The sequence below is a fragment of the Bradyrhizobium sp. SZCCHNS1022 genome (assembly GCF_032484835.1).
GTDB lineage: Bacteria > Pseudomonadota > Alphaproteobacteria > Rhizobiales > Xanthobacteraceae > Bradyrhizobium.
This window is the reverse complement of the sequence record NZ_JAUETT010000001.1, coordinates 2,379,775-2,396,822: the sequence shown is the minus strand read 5'-3', so window position 1 is coordinate 2,396,822 and position 17,048 is coordinate 2,379,775. Positions and strand designations below refer to the sequence as shown.

Below are 17,048 nucleotides of genomic sequence, written 5' to 3'. Positions count from 1 at the left end.
CGTATCCGTTTGCCACAAGCTACATTTGCAAATGTAGGATCCGCCACACCAGAAAGACGGGATCTTCGATCAGGACGGGGAGTGACAGGCAGTGGCTCGATTGCTGATGGTCGAGGATCATCCACTCTTTCGCGAGGCGTTGGAGAACGCAATACGCATCACCCTGCCGGATGCCGAGCTGTCCGAGGCGACGTCCATCGACATCGCCACCGATCTTCTGTCATCCGCGCCGGGATTTGACCTGATCCTGCTCGACCTCTCGATTCCCGGCACGAGCGGATTATCCGGCCTTCTTCGCATCCGCAAGACCGCGCCGCGGACTCCGGTCCTCGTGGTTTCAGCGCATCAGGACCCGCGGCTTGTCGCCCATGTCCTCTCTCTGGGAGTTGCCGGCTACATCTCGAAATCGACATCGAAGGAGCAACTGGCTGATGCGATCCGGAGCGTCCTTCGCGGCGAGGCTCACGTTCAGGCCGGCGCAGTCGGTCCTGCAAGTGCGCGGCGGGTCAAGCTTCCTGCTCGAGATCTGCTGAAGCGTCTTCATGAGTTGACGCCGCAGCAGCTACGGGTGCTCGACATGATCCGCTGCGGACTACAGAACAAGCAGATCGCCTACGAACTGAGGATTTGCGAGACCACGGTGAAGGGCCACGTGTCGGAGATCCTGCGAAAGCTCCAAGTCATGAGCCGGACCAAGGCGATCATCGAAATGGAAAGGATCGATTTCGTGAATCTGATCGGCGAGACGCGTAGCCGCGCGCCGATCCACGCCCGCGGAGAAGACACCGAGACGCTCATGACAGCAGAAACGACAACAGAGCGCGAAGCTCCGCCGGCCTGACCGGCTTGGTCAGAACCTCGAGCCCGTAAAGGCTGGCTTCTTGGGCCGCAGCTTCCGAATAATCTGCGGTCACGATCATGGCCGGAACGTCGCCGATGAGTTGCCGGATGCTCCACACCGCGGCAAGTCCGCTCTCGTTGCCGTCCAGATGGAGATCGGCAATGATTGTCTCAGGGACCGCGCCGAGCGCGCTCAAGCGCTGCAATGCGTCCTTCAACGACACGGTGGCCACGACGTCGCAGCCCCATTTCTCCAGCAGACTGACCATGGCCTCGGCGCTCGCCAGGTCGTTTTCGATCAGCAGGATCTTGGCACCTTCGAGCCCGCCATATTCATGGTCGACGTCATTCGACGGATGCGAGTCCGGCAGGACCGCTGCTGGGTCTGCCCGGTCGAGTTCGAGCGTGAAAGTGGATCCGTAGCCGCCCCGTGAGGCCAACCGGACCTCGTGATTCAATGCTTTGGCGAACCGCCGGACAATGGAGAGGCCGAGTCCAAAGCCGGCCTGATCCTCGGCGCTCGGCCGACCGCGCTGGAATTCGAGGAAGATCGCCTCCTGCTGCGGTTTGGGAATGCCCGGGCCGGTATCGTGGACCTCGATACGAACACGGCTGGCCCCCGGCCGACAGCCCATGACCACGCCACCGCGCCTAGTGTAGCGCAGGGCATTGGCCAGCAGGTTCTGCAAAATACGCCGCAACATCATGGCGTCTGAGACGACGGCAACCGAGGACGGACAGATGCGCAACGTCAGTCCGCGTTTCGCAGCGATCGGAGCGAATTCGCGTTCGAGCGGCTCGAACAAGGTGGTGAGCAGAACGGGCCGGAGATCCGGGCGCAAGGCGCCGGCATCCAGCTTGGCAATTTCGAGCAGAGATCGCAGCAGATCCTCGAGCATGGCTAGCGAGTGGTCGATCTGCCCGACCATGGTCGTTCCGCGCTCGGACTGGACCTCGTCCGCCAGGGCCGACAGCGTCAGGCGCGCGGCATTCAGCGGCTGGAGCAGGTCATGTGTCACCGAGATGAGAACCGATGATTTCAGCGAGCTGGCCGCTTCGGCCTGCTGCTTGGCCCGGTAGAGGTCCTTGTTGGCCGTTTCGATCGAATGCAGCGCATCCCGCAACTGCCGCGTCCGTTCGCGGACCTGCTGATCGAGCGCGATCGCCGTTTCGAACAGCGAGAACGCGTTGAACTGCTGGTCCATCGAGCGTTCGACCCGGGACATCAGCGCAGCGTTGATCTTCCTTAGCTTGGCCGCTTCGCGCTGCAGGTGTTCCAGCGAGCCGGACGCCGTCATCGCTCCGCCCCTGCCCGTATGCCGATCGCGACACCCGTCAGCGTCTGATTGACGTGCATGGAACCGTACTGCTCGCCATAGGTATGGAATCCGACGATCCGGTTGTCGCGATAGAGTTCGGACATTTCCCGGGCGAACTGATGCTGCTCCGCGTCGAGACGCCTGAGAATGCACTCGAAGCCGATGAAGATCGAGACTTCGCCAATCTCGTCGCGGACCTCAGCCAGCATCTCGCGTGCGGCGGCCACCGAGTTGCGCGACCTCGCGGCCGTCAGCACCATTCCTTCGTCGATCGCGCAAAAGAATCGGAGCGAGCCGTCAGGGCTCACGCGCTGAATCGAGCGCGCGAAATAAGAGCCGCCGACACGCACCAGGACCGGATGGGCTGCAAACAGAAACGGGTCTAGCTCGGAATCCGCGATACCGACCGCGCGGCAATATTCCTCCGCCGCCGGCTCGGCGTTAAGCTGCTTGACGATACGCTGTTCGAGATCGGCTTCCGTCACCACCATCTTGACCGAGGTCGGCTCGAAATTGTCGCACTTGAACAACCGGAACGGCAAAGACGTCCTGATCAAGATCAACACCGCCATGTCGGTATGAGCTTTGCCATCGTGGAAAACCCAGGTGCGCTCAAAGCGCAGGCCATCGCCAGCCGACCCGCCAACCAGAGGAATATTGTCAAGCGACGCATAAATCGCCGACATGATCGCCTCTTCCCGCTGGCACATGCCGTCGATCAAAACTAGTCCGAACACGCCTTCGTCGTCACGACCACCATGCCGAAACAATTCCTGCCTCAACTGGTTGCCGAGGCGACGCCCTTCATCGACGCGAAAGCCCGATAACCCGAAGATGGGCTGCGCGAACACGGTGAAATCGTCTGCGGCAAAGGCGAGAGCAACGACGCTGTTGTCTTCCCAGCCATCCGGCGAGAGCTCTCCCGCTGTCGTACAGCCATACACCGGGATGCCTGTAAGACGCGTCGTCACCTCCGCGATGAATTCGTTCGGATCATAGTGGGGCGACAGGAAGACCAGCACCATGGCCAAGCCGTCGGCCGCTAATTGGTCGCAGATGTCAGCCGCCGCAGCTTTCTCCGTTGCAGCCTTCGACTTTGCAGCGATCACACCAGACGGGCGTGCAGGCCGAGGATCGGCATCTCCCACCAGGCACCTCCCATAGTATTCGTTGTTTTTTTTAAGATTAGGGCAATTGAGCAGCAACGGCAACTACGCGGCTTGATCCAGAACAAGGACTTGAGCCTGGCTTTTGTCCAATCATCTGCGCCGATCTACTGAGCGGCGTAGCCGTGAGGCTTGTCCGCTCGCTCCGGGTCGAGAGGAAGAGATTCGCATGCTCCGCCGCGTCGTTCTTATCGTTGTTTTCGCAAGTCTTGCGTCCAGCGCCGGGGCGCTGGATGGCGACCCTGTCGCAGGAAAGAGCATCTTTCAGCGCATCTGCCAGAACTGCCACTCCTCCGAGATCGGGATCAACAAGGTCGGTCCGAGCCTCTGGAATATCGTCGGACGCCAGCCGGCGGCCGTACCGGACTATGCCTATTCCGAAGGCATGAAGAACAACAAGACACCTTGGACCGCCGCGGCGTTGGATGCCTACATCGCCGATCCGCGCGGGGACGTCCACGGCGTCAAGATGTACTTCAAGGGGCTGGCGGACGGGAAGGAGCGGGCCGACATCGTCGCCTATCTGTCGACGTTGAGATAGCGGGGCTTGCGGCGTCGCATTCTCATCGCCGATCGCATCGAGGTTCTTCGCCGAGTGCCCACGCTTCTGCGAACTGACCAAAGCCGAAATACGAAAGTCGTCCGTTAAGAAGCCGGCTTGACCGCAGGACGGCCTACGCCTGCGTGCCAAAGAGCGACCGGAATTGCGGCCAGCCAAGTCCTCGGCCATGCGAGGACGCGGCGGATTGTGACCGACGGTAGTGAGGACGAGTTGACCGCGTCGCCCTCAGGTCCGAGCGTTTGTGCGGAAATGCGTGCTGGAAAAACATCTCGCCGGTGAAGGGGAATCTCAAGCTGCAAATGCAGGCTTCCGAGGAGGCCCTACAGAGCCTGCAATCCCAAATTCACCAATGTCCGAAAACCGACTCCCGATCGCTCACTTATCCGTTCTTCACGGATGGCGACGGCGAGAGACACCTAAGCTATTGAAAACCTTGGTGGGCGCACTAGGGCTCGAACCTAGGACCCGCTGATTAAGAGTCAGCTGCTCTACCAACTGAGCTATGCGCCCGGAGCTTGCGTCCGGAAGGCCTTCGCAAGAGCCGGTCGTTTAGCAAAGCGATTCCCGGATGTCCAGCAAGAGAAGGCGATTTTTTGCCTTTCCACACCAGGAAAACCGGCCGCTACCGGCGGTTTTCCCAATATAGCCCGGCTCGCTGAGGGCGAACGGCCCATCGGCGCCCCCCGTTCAGAGCCGTCCGGAGTCGCCCTCTTCATCCAGACGTCCCATATGCTCCATGGGAGGACCCATGTGGTCCATCGCTCCCATGTGCGGCATCGGCCCCATGCCGAAGCGGCGCTCGCCAAAGCCCGGACCGTCCCCCTCGCCTCGCTCCCGCCAATGATGGCGCCACCCCTCCGGACCGAACCGGTCGGCATGATGGGTGAGTATCGACAGCCGGCGCTTCTGGCCATCGTCCAGGGTCTTGTAGAGCGGGTCGGCCGCATCGGCGATCTTCTTCATGGCCTCGGCGGTCGCGGCCATCGTGTCGGCGCGCTCGCGCAGGCGGGCCACCGGATCGTCCGCCTTCTGCCCATCCTGATTGTCGTCGGCCGCCTTCATGCGGGCATTGGCACGATCGAAGCGCAGCTTGACCAAGTCGCGCACGGCGCTCTCGACCGGCGGCCACGATTTCTCCTGGTCGGGCGTCAGCTTCAGCCCGGCATGGACGGCAGCGATCCGCGCGTCCAGGAACGCGGCACGGTCTTCAGGACTCATTCGCATGTGGTGCATGTGATCGGCAAACCACGAGCGCTGAGCGTAAACAGCCGTGGAGCCCGCGATGGCGAGCACGGCGACTGCGGCAAGAGTGAACCTTTTCATGCGAACCTCCGTTGGAAAGGCTGCCGCAGCATGAGCGCCTGTCCGGGCGCGATCAACTTACAGTTTGGATAGAGTCGTCCGCATTACGCCGATGTAACCACCTGTCAGCAAAGCGAAATCTTGGCGATTTGTTTCAGATCATTGCGATACCGTTCAGATCATGCCGAGCGCTTTCGGCAACCACAGCGAGATTTCCGGCACGTAAGTAATCAGTCCGAGGAAGGCCAGCATCGCCAGCAGCCAAGGCAGCACCGCGATGGTGATCTCGCTGATGCCCATCTTGGCGATGCTGGAAGCGATGTAGAGATTGAGCCCGACCGGAGGATGACAGAGGCCGACCTCGGTATTGACGATCATCAGCACGCCGAGATGCACGGGATGCACGCCGAGCTTGGTCGCCAGCGGAAACAGGATCGGCGCCATGATCAAGAGGATCGATGACGGGTCCATCACATTGCCGGCAAGCAACAGGATGACGTTGACCACGAGCAAGAACATCCAGATCGAGAAGTGCTTGTCGACGATCCACGCCGCCATCGCCTGCGGAATCTGCTCATGCGTCATCAGGAACGAGAACAGCACCGCGTTGGTGATGATGTAGAGCAGCATGGAGCTCATGCTGGCGGCCTGCAGCAACACCTTCGGAACCTCGGTGAGCTTCAGCTCCTTGTAGACGAAGACGGTGATGAAGAAGGCGTAGACCGCGGCGACCGCGGCCGCCTCGGTGGGCGTGAAGACGCCGCCATAGATGCCGCCGAGCACGATGGCGATCAGCAGCAGCCCCCACAGGCTCTCGCGGAAGGCCGTAAACTGCTGGCTCAGCGTCGCCCGCTTCATCCGCGGATAGCCGTTGCGATAGGCGACGAACCAGGTGACCGCGGCTAACATCAAGGCGAGAATGACGCCGGGCACGATGCCCGCCATGAACAGCGCGCCGATCGAGGTGTTGGTGGAGACGCCGTAGAGCACCAGGATGATCGAGGGCGGCACCAGGATGCCGAGCGCACCGGAGGTCGAGATCACGCCGACGCCGAAGCGGCGGGGATAGCCGTAATCGACCATCGCCGGCATCATGATCGAGCCGATCGCGACCACGGTCGCCACGCTCGAGCCGGAGATCGCCGCGAACATCGCGCAGGCAGCGACACCCGCAAGGCCAAGACCGCCCGGCAGATGCCCGACCAGCGAGGTCGTGAACGCGATCATCCGCCGCGCGACGCCGCCGCGGGTCAGGAACGTGCCGGCCAGGATGAAGAACGGGATCGCCATGATCCCGAAATTGTCGAGGCCGGAGAACAATTTCAGACCGACGCTCTCGATCGGCACTTCCGTCATCGTGAACAGGAAGGTGAGCACGGTGAGGCCGAGCGAGATCGAGATCGGCATGCCCGTCAGCATCAGGGCAAACAGCAGTCCGAAGATCAGCGCCGCACTCATCAGGCCTCTCCGAGCGCGATCGGCGCCTTGGGACTGACCTCGATGTCGTCGACATGGGACGCGTCGTGATGCGGCAGGTCGTCGGTCCAGAAGTACGTCCACATCACCTGCATGAAGCGGAAGCACATCAGGTAGGAGCCGAGCGGGATGCAGGCATAGACGATCCAGCTTGGGATCTCGAGATCGGGCGAGGTCTGGTCGGTGTGCATCAGCTCGATCACGAACTTCGCGCCCATGGTGCCGACGACGGCGGTAAACACCGCGCCACCGAGCAGGCCGAACAGGATCACCCATTTGCGCCAGCGGTCGTTGAGGCGGTTGATCAAGACGTCGACGCCGACATGGATGCCGGTGCGCACGCCGTAGGCGGCGCCGAACTTGGCCATCCAGATGAACATGTAGATGCAGAGCTCCTGCGACCAGGAGAGATCGATCTGGAACAGGTAAGGGTAGAGAAACGGCACATCGACCAGGAAGCGATGCGCAACCGTAATGAAGGTGATCAGGGTCGCGGCGCCCATCAGGCTGGCGATGATGATCTCCTCGAGCCGGTCGAGAATACGTAGCAGCATCAGAGGTCCCCAAGCGACCGGACGGCGCCCATCAGCGCCCGATCAGACGTTTTCCGCGGCGCGCCGCCGCGGAAAGTCTCGGCTATTCCCATTCAGCCGTTCATCGGGCTGCGGCCGGTCTCCTTGAAGAATTCGTCGATCAGCGACTGGCTGACCCGCGAGGCGACCTCCTTGTAGACCGGCATCATCGCCTTGCGCATCGCCTCGTCCTGCTCGGGGGTGAGGGTCACGATCTCGGTCTTGCCGGCCTTCTTGATCTCCTCCAGCGCCTCGTCGTTCTCCTTGGCCGACTGGCTGTTGCCGAAGTCGGTCGCCTCCTTCATCGCCTTCTCGCAGGCGGCGCGAACATCCGGCGGCATGCCATCCCAGAACTTCTTGTTCACGACCACGACGTAGCCGATGTAGCCGTGATTGGTGACGGTGGCGTATTTCTGCACCTCGTGCATTTTCTGGGTGTAGATGTTGGACCAGGTGTTCTCCTGGCCGTCGACCACGCCGGTCTGCAGCGCCTGGTACACGTCCGAGAACGCCATCACCTGCGGGATTGCGCCGAGCGCCCGGAACTGCGCCTCCAGTACCTTCGACGACTGGATGCGGAATTTCAGGCCTTTGTAGTCGGCGGGCGTGATCAGCTTCTTGTTCGCGGTCATCTGCTTGAAGCCGTTGTCCCAATAGGCAAGGCCGCTCATGCCCTTGGAATCCAGCAGCTTGAGCAGCCTGCCGCCGAGCGGGCCGTCGGTCACCTTGCGCAGGCTCTTCAGGTCGGGAAGGATATAGGGCAGATCGAACACCTCGAACTGCTTGATCCCGATCGGGCCGAACTTGGAGTTCGACGGCGCCAGCATCTGCACGGCGCCGAGTTGCAGCGCCTCCAGCTCTTCCTTGTCCTTGTAGAGCGTCGAATTCGGATAGACTTCGACCTTGACCCGGCCGTTGGTGTATTTCTCGGCCAGCTCCTTGAACTTGTCGGCGGCCTTGCCCTTCGGCGTGTCGGACGCCACGACGTGGCTGAACTTGATGACGATGGGCTCATCTGCGGCCGCAGCCGGGCCGATCTTGGCGGCCGCCGCGAGCGACGCGGCGGAGACGAGCAAGTGACGACGTGTCAGATCACGCAAAGCATGCCTCCCGAATTTTCCGGGGAGCCGTGCAACGCAGCTCCCGCTTGTATGCCAAGGCATCAATAGCCATAAGGCCGACGGAAAGCCATTGCCCGTTAGGAGGAGCTACCGGAATCTGTCGCTGCAGCGCAAAATTGCGCACCGCGTTGTCGTCCTTGTCCTTCCGTCATTCCGGGGCAGCAGCGCCAGCGGCTGAACCCGGAATCTCGACGTGGCAGGCGCCCTCGCAAGACAATCTCGAGATTCCGGGTTCGAGGCCTGACGGCCTCGCCCCGGAATGACGGAATGTGAGGCGGTCCGGCATCGTGGGCCGACCGCCCCCCTATCAGCTCGCCGCAGCCGCCGCGTTGGCCTGCGTCACATCGCGCTGGCGCTTCATCACCAGCTTGTTGAGCGCACCGAGATAGGCCTTGGCAGACGCGACCAGCGTATCGGGATCGGCGGCGCGCGCCGTCATCGAGCGGCCGTCCTGCGACAGCCGCACCGACACCTCGGCCTGCGCATCGGTGCCCTCGGTCACCGCATGCACCTGATAGAGCTCCAGCTTGGCTTCATGCGGCACCAGCGCCTTGATGCAGTTGAACACCGCATCCACCGGGCCGTTGCCCTCGGTCTCCTCGATGCGGGTCTCGCCGTCGACATCGAGCTTCATGGTGGCGCGTTGCGGCCCGCGGGTGCCGGCGATCACGCTCAAGGACACCAGCTTGATGCGGTCATGGGCATGCACCATGCCTTCGTCGATCAGCGCGTCCAGATCCTCGTCGTAGATCTGCTTCTTGCGATCGGCCAGCGCCTTGAAGCGGACGAAGGCGTCTTCCAGCTGGTTGCCGGACAGCTTGTGGCCCATCTCCTCCAGCTTGTGGATGAAGGCGTGGCGGCCGGAGTGCTTGCCCATCACCAGCGAGGTCTGCTTCACGCCGACCGTCTCCGGCAGCATGATCTCGTAGGTCTGCGCGTTCTTCAGCATGCCGTCCTGATGGATGCCGCTCTCATGCGCGAACGCGTTCCGGCCGACGATCGCCTTGTTGTACTGCACCGGGAACGATGTCGCTGCCGACACCACCTTCGAGGCATGGGTCAGCTGGGTGGTGTCGATGTTGTTCCAGAACGGCAGCTTGTCGTTGCGCACCCGCATCGCCATCACGACTTCTTCCAGCGCCGCATTGCCGGCGCGCTCGCCGATGCCGTTGATGGTGCATTCGATCTGCCGCGCACCGGCGCGCACGCCGGCCATCGAGTTCGCCACCGCCATGCCGAGATCGTTGTGACAGTGTACCGAGAACACCGCCTTGTCGGAGTTCGGCACGGTCTCGCGCACGCGCTTGAACAGGTCGTAATATTCCTCCGGCACGGCATAGCCGACCGTATCCGGGATATTGATCGTGGTGGCGCCGGCCTTGATCGCGGCCTCGACGCAGCGGCACAGGAAGTCGAACTCGGTGCGGGTGCCGTCCTCCGACGACCACTCGACGTCATCGGTATGGTTGCGCGCGCGCGTCACCGAGGAGATCACCAGCTCATAGACCTGCTGCGCGTCCATCTGCAGCTTGTACTTCATGTGCACGGGCGAGGTGGACAGGAAGGTGTGGATGCGGCCGCGCCTGGCGGGGCGGATCGCCTCCGCGCAGCGGTCGATGTCCTTGGCGCCGGCCCGCGACAGGCCGCAGACCACCGCGTTCTGGGTGCGCTTGGCGATCTCGTTGACCGCCTCGAAGTCGCCGTCCGAGGCGATCGGGAAGCCGGCCTCGATCACGTCGACGCCCATGCCGTCCAGGAGCGCTGCGATGTTGAGCTTCTCCTCGAAGGTCATGGTGGCGCCGGGGCACTGCTCGCCGTCGCGCAGGGTGGTATCGAAAATGATGACGCGGTCCTTGTCGGACTTCGGTGCGGTGGACATGGATTTAAGTTCCTTGTTCGCTGGTGCGCTTATCTTGACGGCGCTGGAGGGTTTTCGTGATCTCGCGCGAACCCCTGAGTGCCCAGGCGCATCGCGCCCAGCCGGCCCTCAGGGGCGGCTAAGAAGCAGGAGCCCAAGCGAAAGGGTCGGGCCAAGGGGGCCATGGGCGCCACGGGTGGGCAGCAGCGGCGCGGCAGCAATCGTCGGTGCGGAAACCGCTCCGTCGCATGCTCCAATCCTTGCGCCGCGAATCAGCATTGCCAGACCCTTCGAGAACGCCAACAGCGTGCGGCAAAACCATTGATGCTTGGTTGCCGACGCGTCCTCTGGCGTCTTTTTAGCCGAGAAAACCCGACCACCGCAACGCCGAATAAGGGTCAGAATGGGTGACGTATTGGGAGCCCCGCTCCCCGTCGTTACCCGCGAAGGCGGGTGACCCAGTATCCCAGAGACGGTAAAGTGAGCCGGGATAGCGCCCCGAGCCCGAGCCATTTGCGAGCAGGAGGCCGGCTGATTGTAGGGCACCAACTGCATCCTAGAACGAAGCCTCTGGGATACTGGATCATCCGCTTTCGCGGATGATGACACCGAGCGTTGTGGCTTCGGCATCGCACTCCTCCTACGTCCAATCAAACACATCTTCACCGTCCCGCGGCACGGCGTGCCCGGGTCATGCTCGGCAACGCCCCCTCGTAAACGGAGGGCGCAGGGAAGGCCGGGAGCTTGCCGCCCCCATGGCCCCCGTGCAGTGAAGAATGCACGGGGCAGGAACCACAGGTTCGGCCAAGACATCCCGGCCTTCCCCGCGCGAATGGCTTTACGGCTTATACGTGGTCTCCCTGGTGCGCCGGGCTTGTTGGCCACCATTGCGCATGATGCTTGCGCATCAGCGCGTGATACCAGCGTCGGGGTATCAGGACCGCACGACTTCGCCGTCCGTGCCAGACTGCGCTCGTCCGGCGCAGCCTTCACGTCCATCGCAGCCCGCTTCCACGTATCGTGACGACGCGTACGCCCCTTCCATGAGGCGGGCTGGCTTCAGGAAAGCAGAATTTCTGAAAAACGAAAGCTGAATATTTTTCACGAGTCGTCTGGACAGCCGAGTCGGCCTTGATTGCGTTCACGAAATCTCCCGTTTGGCGCAACGCCTTTCAGCCGCCTCTCGTCCCGCAGCGCCAGGCCGGCGCGGCGAAACCTCACGGTGATTTGCCCGCCAGGCAGGCCCCTCTCCTATCGGTTGACCAGCCAGAGCACGAGGCTCACGACGACGCTGAGGAGCAACGACGTCATCAGGGGAAAATAGAACGAGAAGCCCGGCCGCTCGACGACGATGTCGCCGGGAAGTCGGCCGAGGCCGAGCTTGCCGATGTAGGGCCACAGCAAGCCGACCACGACCAAGACAAGGCCGAAGAGGATGAGCGCACGAGACATCGGTGTTCTCCATGTCGCCCGCGAGATGCCGGATCCTGCTTCGGGCGAACCGAGACCATCTCGGACCAACACGTGTCATCTATGAATCCCGGCCGATCTTTCCACCTGCATGGGCCGGCCATTGCCGTCTTCGGACGTTAAAGAATGGGCGCCAGCAGCGAGCGAGCCGCGCCGCGGCGGCGCGCACACGCGATCAAGGAGAACTCTATGTCCGATCGCACCATACCGCGCCGCAAGGTCGTCGCACTCCTTTCGACGATCGGCATCGGCGGTTGGCTCGGCTACACTCCCAGCCGCGGCAATGCCGCCTCTCCGGCCGCGTCCACATCCCTCGGTAGCACCGTCCGTGCAAATGTCACCGTCCGGCTCGACCGCGATACGCCCGGCGTAACGCTGACCAGCCGTTTCGTCGGCCTGAGCTACGAGAAGGACAAGCTCGGGCAACCGATGTTCACGGCGGATAATGGCGCCCAGCTCAGACTTTGCCGGCTGCTCGGTCCGGGCGTCTTGCGCATCGGGGCCAATGCGGTGGATCGCTGCGTCTGGCTCGGCGCGATCCCAGGGCTGATGCCGATTCAGCCGGCGATGGTCGACGCGCTCGCCGCTTTTGCCAAACAAACCGGCTGGCACGTGATCTATGGCATCAACCTCGCCAATAACACCACCGCGCTCGGCGCGGCCGAAGCCGCCTATGCCGCCCGGATTCTCGGGGATCAGTTGCTCGCCTTCGAGATCGGCAACGAGCCGGACCTCTATGCGCACAACGGCTATCGTCCCATGAGCTGGCGCTATGATGATTTCCTGTCCGAGTGGCGCGCGATGGCCGAGGCGATCACAGCTGCTGCTCCGTCGGCCCGCCTTGCGGGCCCTGCAGCCGCCTCCTTCGCGACCGAATTCGCCCTGCCCTTCGCGCGTGACGCCGCCGCGCAGATCAGCCTGGTGACCCAGCACTATTACCGTGCCGATGGCCGCGACCCAGGCTCCACGCTCGACCTGCTGCTGCGGGACGACCCTGCTCTGGCCGGCGAACTCCGACACATCAGCCAGGCGGTCCGCGACAACAACCTGCCGCTGGGCTGGCGCATGGCGGAGTGCAATTCCTTCTTCAACGGCGGCGCGCCCCACATCTCCAACGCGTATGGCACCGCGCTCTGGGTCATCGATTTCATGTTCCAGTGTGCGCTGAACGGCTGCAACGGCGTCAACCTGCACGGCGGAGGCCACGGCCCTGGCTATACGCCGATCGCCGACGACAATGGCGGGGTCGTCGAGGTGAGGCCTGTCTATGATGGCCTGCTGCTGTTCGCTCTGGGCGCGCAAGGCACCAGCGTTCGCGGCGTTATCGAAGGCTCTCCGCATCTTCGCGTCAATGCCTACGGCACGCTGCGCGAGGATGGCGGCGTCAACGTGGTGATGATCAACAAGGAAGCCGAGACTGCGGTCGATGCGCAGCTGACGCTCGGTCAGAGCGCCTCGACGCTGGAGTCGTTCTGGCTGACCGGCGCGGCCCTCGCCGCGACCAGCGGGCAGACGCTCAACAACGCCATCGTGTCTGCCGACGGCAGCTGGTCGCCACACAATCAGACGATGGTGCCCATCACCGCGCAGACGACGCTGATCCACATGCCGCCCGCCAGCGCCGTGCTGCTACGTTCGAGATCGTGACCGGCCATGGACCTGCCGCAAAGACGGCGAGACGGAGTCGAGAGTGGCGCATTCTGACTTCGGCGTCAGAAACTGGCGCATTTGTAAGTTGAAGGAGAGGCTGCCGTCGCTTCATCTGGTCCTCATCCCGCAGCGAGACGCTCGCGCAATGGCATGGAGGATCTTCCGATGACCAACAGGCTTCTCACCGGCCTCGTCACGGCGGCGCTCGCCGCTTCGCTGACAGTTGCTTCACCCGTGCTCGCGCGCGGCGGCGGTGGCTTTGGCGGTGGCGGACATGGCGGCTTTGGCGGCGGTGGCGGACATTTCGGTGGCGGCGGTATGCACATGGGCGGCATGGGCGGCATGGGCGGGCCTCATTTTGGAGGGTCTTTCGGTGGCGCTCGCTTCGGCGGCGCGGGCTTCGCCGGTGGACCCATCGGCGCGCATGCGGCGTTCGGACCGCGCTTCGCCGGCGCCGGCTGGCACGGCGGGCACTTCGGCGGCCGCCACGCCTTCTTCTTCCACCATCATCGCCGCTTCGCCTTCTTCGGCGGGCCGTTCATCTATGCCGGCTATGGCTATTACGACGGCTGCTGGCACCGCAGGTGGACACCCTGGGGCTGGCAGTGGTTCAATGCGTGCGGCGAATATTGGTACTAGATCAAATGATTGCTAGTGCTCTCAATTTGCGACGCTCGCACGAATTCGCCGCGATATGATGCGAACTTCGCCAATCGGAGCACTCGCGTTCCGCCGCCACCGCGGAGTTGAGCCATGACGGGAGGTCACCGCCGCATTCTCGTCGTCGAGGACGATTCGGAGACCTCCGGGCAGCTTGCTGACGAGCTCACGAAATCCGGCTACGAGGTCGATCTTGCCGGGACCGGCCTCGAGGCGCTCAGGTGCGGCAGCGAACGCGACTATGCCGTCATCACCATCGACCGCATGCTGCCCGATACCGACGGCATCACGGTGATGCGGCAGCTGCGCGAGGATGGCATCGCCGCGCCCTTCCTGATCATCTCCGCGCTCGGTGAGGTCGACGAGCGCGTCCGCGGTCTGCGCGCCGGCGGCGACGACTATCTGGTGAAGCCGTTCTCGTTCGTCGAGCTGCTGGCGCGCCTGGAGGCGCTCGGACGCCGCAGCGAAACGATCGCCAAGGAGACGATCCTGCGCGTCGGCGATCTCGCCATCGACCTGATCTCGCGCAGCGCCAGCCGGGGCGGCAAGAAGATCCCGCTGTTGCCGCGCGAATTCCAGTTGCTTGAATACCTCGTCCGCAACGAGGGCCGCGTCGTTTCCCGCGCGATGCTGCTGCGGCATGTCTGGGACCTGCATTTCGATCCGTCCACCAACATCATCGACGTCTATGTCGGTCGGATCAGACGCAAGGTCGACGATGCCCAAGCCTATCCGCTGATCCACACCATCCGCGGCATCGGGTATCGCCTCCGTGCTCCTGGCTAAGACACTCCGCTCATCGACGTTTCGCCTGGCGCTGATCGCGATCGGGATCTTCGGCCTGATCGTCGGCGCGATGATCGCCTATGTCTATTTCGGAACCCTGGCCTATGTGCGCGGCCGGGTCGGCGACCTCGGCGATCATGACGGCTTCACGGAGACGATTGCGCTGGCCCTGATCGCGGTCGCGGTGCTGGTCCTCGTGCTGGCTATCGTCGCCGCCGTGCTGGTAACGCGGCGGACGGTCGGACGAATCGAGCAGATCAATGCCACCAGCCGCGCCATCATGCTCTCCGGCCTCGACCAGCGTATCCCCCTCCGCGGCAGCTATGACGAATGGGACCGTGTCGCGGAGAACCTCAATCAGATGCTCGACCGTATCGAGACATTGATGAGCGAGGTCAAGCAGGTCGGTGACAACGTCGCGCACGACCTGCGCACACCGCTCACGCGCATGCGCGGACGGCTCGAGAAAGCCTATCATGCCCCGCGCAATAGCGAAGCCGACGCGGCGCTGATCGGCGACACTATCGCCGACCTCGATGCCGTGCTCGGCATGTTCGCCTCCATCACCCGGATCTCCGAGATCGAGAGCAGAGCGCGCAAGGGCGCATTCCGCGAGCTGAACCTGGTCGACATCGCGGGCGAAGTCGTCGAGCTCTACGATGCCGCGGCCGAGCAGGTTGCGACCCGTCTCAGCCTTGCGGGCGAGCGCGAGGTGAAGGTCACCGGCGACCGCGACCTGCTGTTCGATGCCATCGCCAATCTCGTCGACAACGCCATCAAGCACGGCCGCGCGCACGGCCAGGTGACCGTAACCTGCGCGACGAAGAATGGCGGCGCGGCGATCGCCATCGCCGACAATGGCCCCGGCATCCCCGCAGACCAGTACGACCAGGTGTTCAAGCGCTTCTACCGGCTGGAGCGCAGCCGCTACACGCCGGGAAATGGACTGGGCTTGAGCCTCGCGGCGGCGGTCGCGCAGCTGCATGGTGCCGGCATCGCGCTGCACGACAATGCTCCCGGGCTGATCGTCGAGCTCAGATTTCCGCCGCCATCCGCGCTCTAGCCCAGGGATCAGACGAGATTTGATATCCGCGCGTGATTGAGACAAATACGATCCGTGTTAGTCTCGGCAGCATCGTGCAGAAAACGCGATCGCCACCGTGAACCGGACGCTGGCCGAGTTGCGCGCGAGCCGGACCGTCGATTTCCGCGCCGGCACGCTGACGATCCACAACTGGCCGAAGCTCGCCGGGCTAGGCGAATTCGAACCGGGCTACCTGCACCTGAACAAGCCGCCGCTGTGAGGCGATCCCAGCCTGCCACGCCGCCAACTCACGGGACGTCAGGCGTCAGATGCACAGGCCCAGCAGCTTGATATTGAGATGGCACTCTTTCGGCGAGGCGCCCCATTTGTGGGCCGCTTCGGACTTGGTTTCAGTCTTGGTCTCGGATTTGCCGGTCGACTTCGCCTGCGCGACGACGGCCGGCTTGCCCTTGTCGTTCTTGTTCTTGTCGGGCTTGCCCTTGTCGTTCTTCTTGACCGGCGGCTTGGTCTCGTAATCGCCGGCGATGACCATCGCCCAATAGGTGCGCTTGCCGCTGGCATTCCTGGCGCTGGCGATGCCGACCTTGGTCGCGTTGTGCAGAAGCAGATTCTTGCGATGCGGCGGCGAATTGATCCACTGCCCGAGCGTCTTGTCGAAGGTCTCATAACCATAGGCGATGTTCTCCGCCGCGCGGCCGGCCTTCGACGGGGCGACACGGCGCGTGAACGGGCCGAGCACCTCGTGGCTCAGATCGTCCTTCTCGGCCATCGCCCGCGCCTGCTCGGCGGCGATGCGGTCGAGCGTGGCATCCCGCGCCACGCGAACCTCGCCATGCTTCAGGCGGAACTCGGAGATCTGCTCGGCCGGCGAGCTATCGGCCGCGATGGCCGTATGGATCGACACGGCGAGAATCAGCGCGGTCACGGCCGCGTTCCATGCACGGAACATCATCGATTGAATGCCCCCACTTGGACAACAAGGCAGGCCCGGCCCGACAACGGCACGTCCCCCTCTCGAGGAGCGGCTATACAGACCTTTTCGCTGATCGCAAAGTCCGGCCCACGTGCGCCGTCTCAGCGTCCCGCTGCCGCCCGCAGGCCGTAGATCAAGCCCAGGATCACGGGAACGGACAGCGCCAGCCACGACAGGCCGTCCCAGAGGCCATCGCCGAACAGTGCCGACACCAAGCCAAGCGTGGCGGCCAGGGCAACCATCAGCGG

15 protein-coding genes, 1 tRNA gene and 1 pseudogene are annotated in these 17,048 nt (G+C 63.3%); 7 read left to right on the top strand and 10 right to left on the bottom strand.

The genetic code is table 11. From position 1 onward, the window contains the following. Window positions 1-91 precede the first annotated feature (91 nt). Entirely contained in the window at window positions 92-841 is a 750-nt protein-coding gene (locus QX071_RS10865) for a response regulator transcription factor (RefSeq protein ID WP_315700826.1), read from the top strand. On the opposite strand, the gene QX071_RS10860 is transcribed toward QX071_RS10865, so the two are convergent. After that, window positions 795-2,138: a hybrid sensor histidine kinase/response regulator gene (locus QX071_RS10860; protein ID WP_315700827.1), complete on the bottom strand. Its 1,344-nt coding sequence runs from the start codon at window positions 2,136-2,138 to the stop codon at window positions 795-797. The two genes, QX071_RS10865 and QX071_RS10860, sit on opposite strands and share 47 nt — an antisense overlap. Further along, complete coding sequence (locus tag QX071_RS10855) at window positions 2,135-3,307, bottom strand: FIST N-terminal domain-containing protein (RefSeq protein ID WP_315700828.1); 1,173 nt, start codon at window positions 3,305-3,307, stop codon at window positions 2,135-2,137. The genes QX071_RS10860 and QX071_RS10855 overlap by 4 nt, the downstream gene beginning before the upstream one ends. A 187-nt stretch (window positions 3,308-3,494) precedes the next feature. Between QX071_RS10855 and QX071_RS10850 the strand changes: the two genes are divergently transcribed. Then, window positions 3,495-3,866: a c-type cytochrome gene (locus QX071_RS10850; RefSeq protein WP_315700829.1), complete on the top strand. Its 372-nt coding sequence runs from the start codon at window positions 3,495-3,497 to the stop codon at window positions 3,864-3,866. Between the two features lie 455 nt (window positions 3,867-4,321). On the opposite strand, the gene QX071_RS10845 is transcribed toward QX071_RS10850, so the two are convergent. From QX071_RS10845 to QX071_RS10815, 7 genes are all read right to left on the bottom strand, one after another. Continuing rightward, window positions 4,322-4,397 (bottom strand) — tRNA-Lys (locus QX071_RS10845). Between the two features lie 177 nt (window positions 4,398-4,574). Further along, a complete protein-coding gene (locus QX071_RS10840) occupies window positions 4,575-5,210 on the bottom strand; it encodes a Spy/CpxP family protein refolding chaperone (RefSeq protein WP_315700830.1) in 636 nt (211 codons plus the stop codon). A 153-nt stretch (window positions 5,211-5,363) separates the two neighbouring features. Beyond that, window positions 5,364-6,647 carry a TRAP transporter large permease subunit gene (locus QX071_RS10835; RefSeq protein WP_315700831.1) on the bottom strand — a complete coding sequence of 428 codons (1,284 nt, stop codon included), beginning with the start codon at window positions 6,645-6,647 and terminating at the stop codon, window positions 5,364-5,366. Then, on the bottom strand, window positions 6,647-7,219 hold the full coding sequence (locus QX071_RS10830) for a TRAP transporter small permease (RefSeq protein ID WP_315700832.1): 573 nt from the start codon (window positions 7,217-7,219) through the stop codon (window positions 6,647-6,649). Before QX071_RS10830 ends, QX071_RS10835 begins: the two co-directional genes overlap by 1 nt. Window positions 7,220-7,311: 92 nt before the next feature. Further along, window positions 7,312-8,274, bottom strand: coding sequence for a TRAP transporter substrate-binding protein (locus QX071_RS10825; protein ID WP_315703072.1), 963 nt, complete (start codon window positions 8,272-8,274; stop codon window positions 7,312-7,314). A gap of 391 nt (window positions 8,275-8,665) precedes the next feature. Continuing rightward, complete coding sequence (locus QX071_RS10820; RefSeq protein ID WP_315700833.1) at window positions 8,666-10,237, bottom strand: 2-isopropylmalate synthase; 1,572 nt, start codon at window positions 10,235-10,237, stop codon at window positions 8,666-8,668. Between the two features lie 1,230 nt (window positions 10,238-11,467). Further along, on the bottom strand, window positions 11,468-11,668 hold the full coding sequence (locus tag QX071_RS10815; protein WP_315700834.1) for a DUF2905 domain-containing protein: 201 nt from the start codon (window positions 11,666-11,668) through the stop codon (window positions 11,468-11,470). Between the two features lie 207 nt (window positions 11,669-11,875). On the opposite strand from QX071_RS10815, the gene QX071_RS10810 reads away from it, so the two are divergent. From QX071_RS10810 to QX071_RS10790, 5 genes and pseudogenes are all read left to right on the top strand, one after another. Beyond that, complete coding sequence (locus tag QX071_RS10810) at window positions 11,876-13,333, top strand: hypothetical protein (RefSeq protein ID WP_315700835.1); 1,458 nt, start codon at window positions 11,876-11,878, stop codon at window positions 13,331-13,333. A gap of 168 nt (window positions 13,334-13,501) precedes the next feature. Next, the gene (locus QX071_RS10805) at window positions 13,502-13,975 is read left to right on the top strand and encodes a hypothetical protein (protein ID WP_315700836.1); all 474 of its coding nucleotides are present in this window, start codon (window positions 13,502-13,504) and stop codon (window positions 13,973-13,975) included. A gap of 114 nt (window positions 13,976-14,089) precedes the next feature. Continuing rightward, entirely contained in the window at window positions 14,090-14,782 is a 693-nt protein-coding gene (locus tag QX071_RS10800; protein ID WP_315700837.1) for a response regulator transcription factor, read from the top strand. Next, complete coding sequence (locus QX071_RS10795) at window positions 14,769-15,845, top strand: HAMP domain-containing sensor histidine kinase (RefSeq protein WP_315700838.1); 1,077 nt, start codon at window positions 14,769-14,771, stop codon at window positions 15,843-15,845. The genes QX071_RS10800 and QX071_RS10795 overlap by 14 nt, the downstream gene beginning before the upstream one ends. A gap of 85 nt (window positions 15,846-15,930) precedes the next feature. Continuing rightward, a pseudogene (locus tag QX071_RS10790) lies at window positions 15,931-16,086 on the top strand (Crp/Fnr family transcriptional regulator); the annotation flags it as partial. A gap of 45 nt (window positions 16,087-16,131) precedes the next feature. On the opposite strand, the gene QX071_RS10785 reads toward QX071_RS10790, so the two are convergent. Next, window positions 16,132-16,776: a CAP domain-containing protein gene (locus QX071_RS10785; protein WP_409997637.1), complete on the bottom strand. Its 645-nt coding sequence runs from the start codon at window positions 16,774-16,776 to the stop codon at window positions 16,132-16,134. Window positions 16,777-17,048: the final 272 nt, after the last annotated feature.

What these genes read in the sequence shown, in the direction of transcription:
- QX071_RS10820 (WP_315700833.1), bottom strand. Translation starts at nt 10,237, where the DNA reads ATGTCCACCGCACCGAAGTCCGACAAGGACCGCGTCATCATTTTCGAT.
- QX071_RS10800 (WP_315700837.1), top strand. Translation starts at nt 14,090, where the DNA reads ATGACGGGAGGTCACCGCCGCATTCTCGTCGTCGAGGACGATTCGGAG.
- QX071_RS10815 (WP_315700834.1), bottom strand. Translation starts at nt 11,668, where the DNA reads ATGTCTCGTGCGCTCATCCTCTTCGGCCTTGTCTTGGTCGTGGTCGGC.
- QX071_RS10860 (WP_315700827.1), bottom strand. Translation starts at nt 2,138, where the DNA reads ATGACGGCGTCCGGCTCGCTGGAACACCTGCAGCGCGAAGCGGCCAAG.
- QX071_RS10840 (WP_315700830.1), bottom strand. Translation starts at nt 5,210, where the DNA reads ATGAAAAGGTTCACTCTTGCCGCAGTCGCCGTGCTCGCCATCGCGGGC.
- QX071_RS10835 (WP_315700831.1), bottom strand. Translation starts at nt 6,647, where the DNA reads ATGAGTGCGGCGCTGATCTTCGGACTGCTGTTTGCCCTGATGCTGACG.
- QX071_RS10850 (WP_315700829.1), top strand. Translation starts at nt 3,495, where the DNA reads ATGCTCCGCCGCGTCGTTCTTATCGTTGTTTTCGCAAGTCTTGCGTCC.
- QX071_RS10785 (WP_409997637.1), bottom strand. Translation starts at nt 16,776, where the DNA reads ATGTTCCGTGCATGGAACGCGGCCGTGACCGCGCTGATTCTCGCCGTG.
- QX071_RS10810 (WP_315700835.1), top strand. Translation starts at nt 11,876, where the DNA reads ATGTCCGATCGCACCATACCGCGCCGCAAGGTCGTCGCACTCCTTTCG.
- QX071_RS10805 (WP_315700836.1), top strand. Translation starts at nt 13,502, where the DNA reads ATGACCAACAGGCTTCTCACCGGCCTCGTCACGGCGGCGCTCGCCGCT.
- QX071_RS10830 (WP_315700832.1), bottom strand. Translation starts at nt 7,219, where the DNA reads ATGCTGCTACGTATTCTCGACCGGCTCGAGGAGATCATCATCGCCAGC.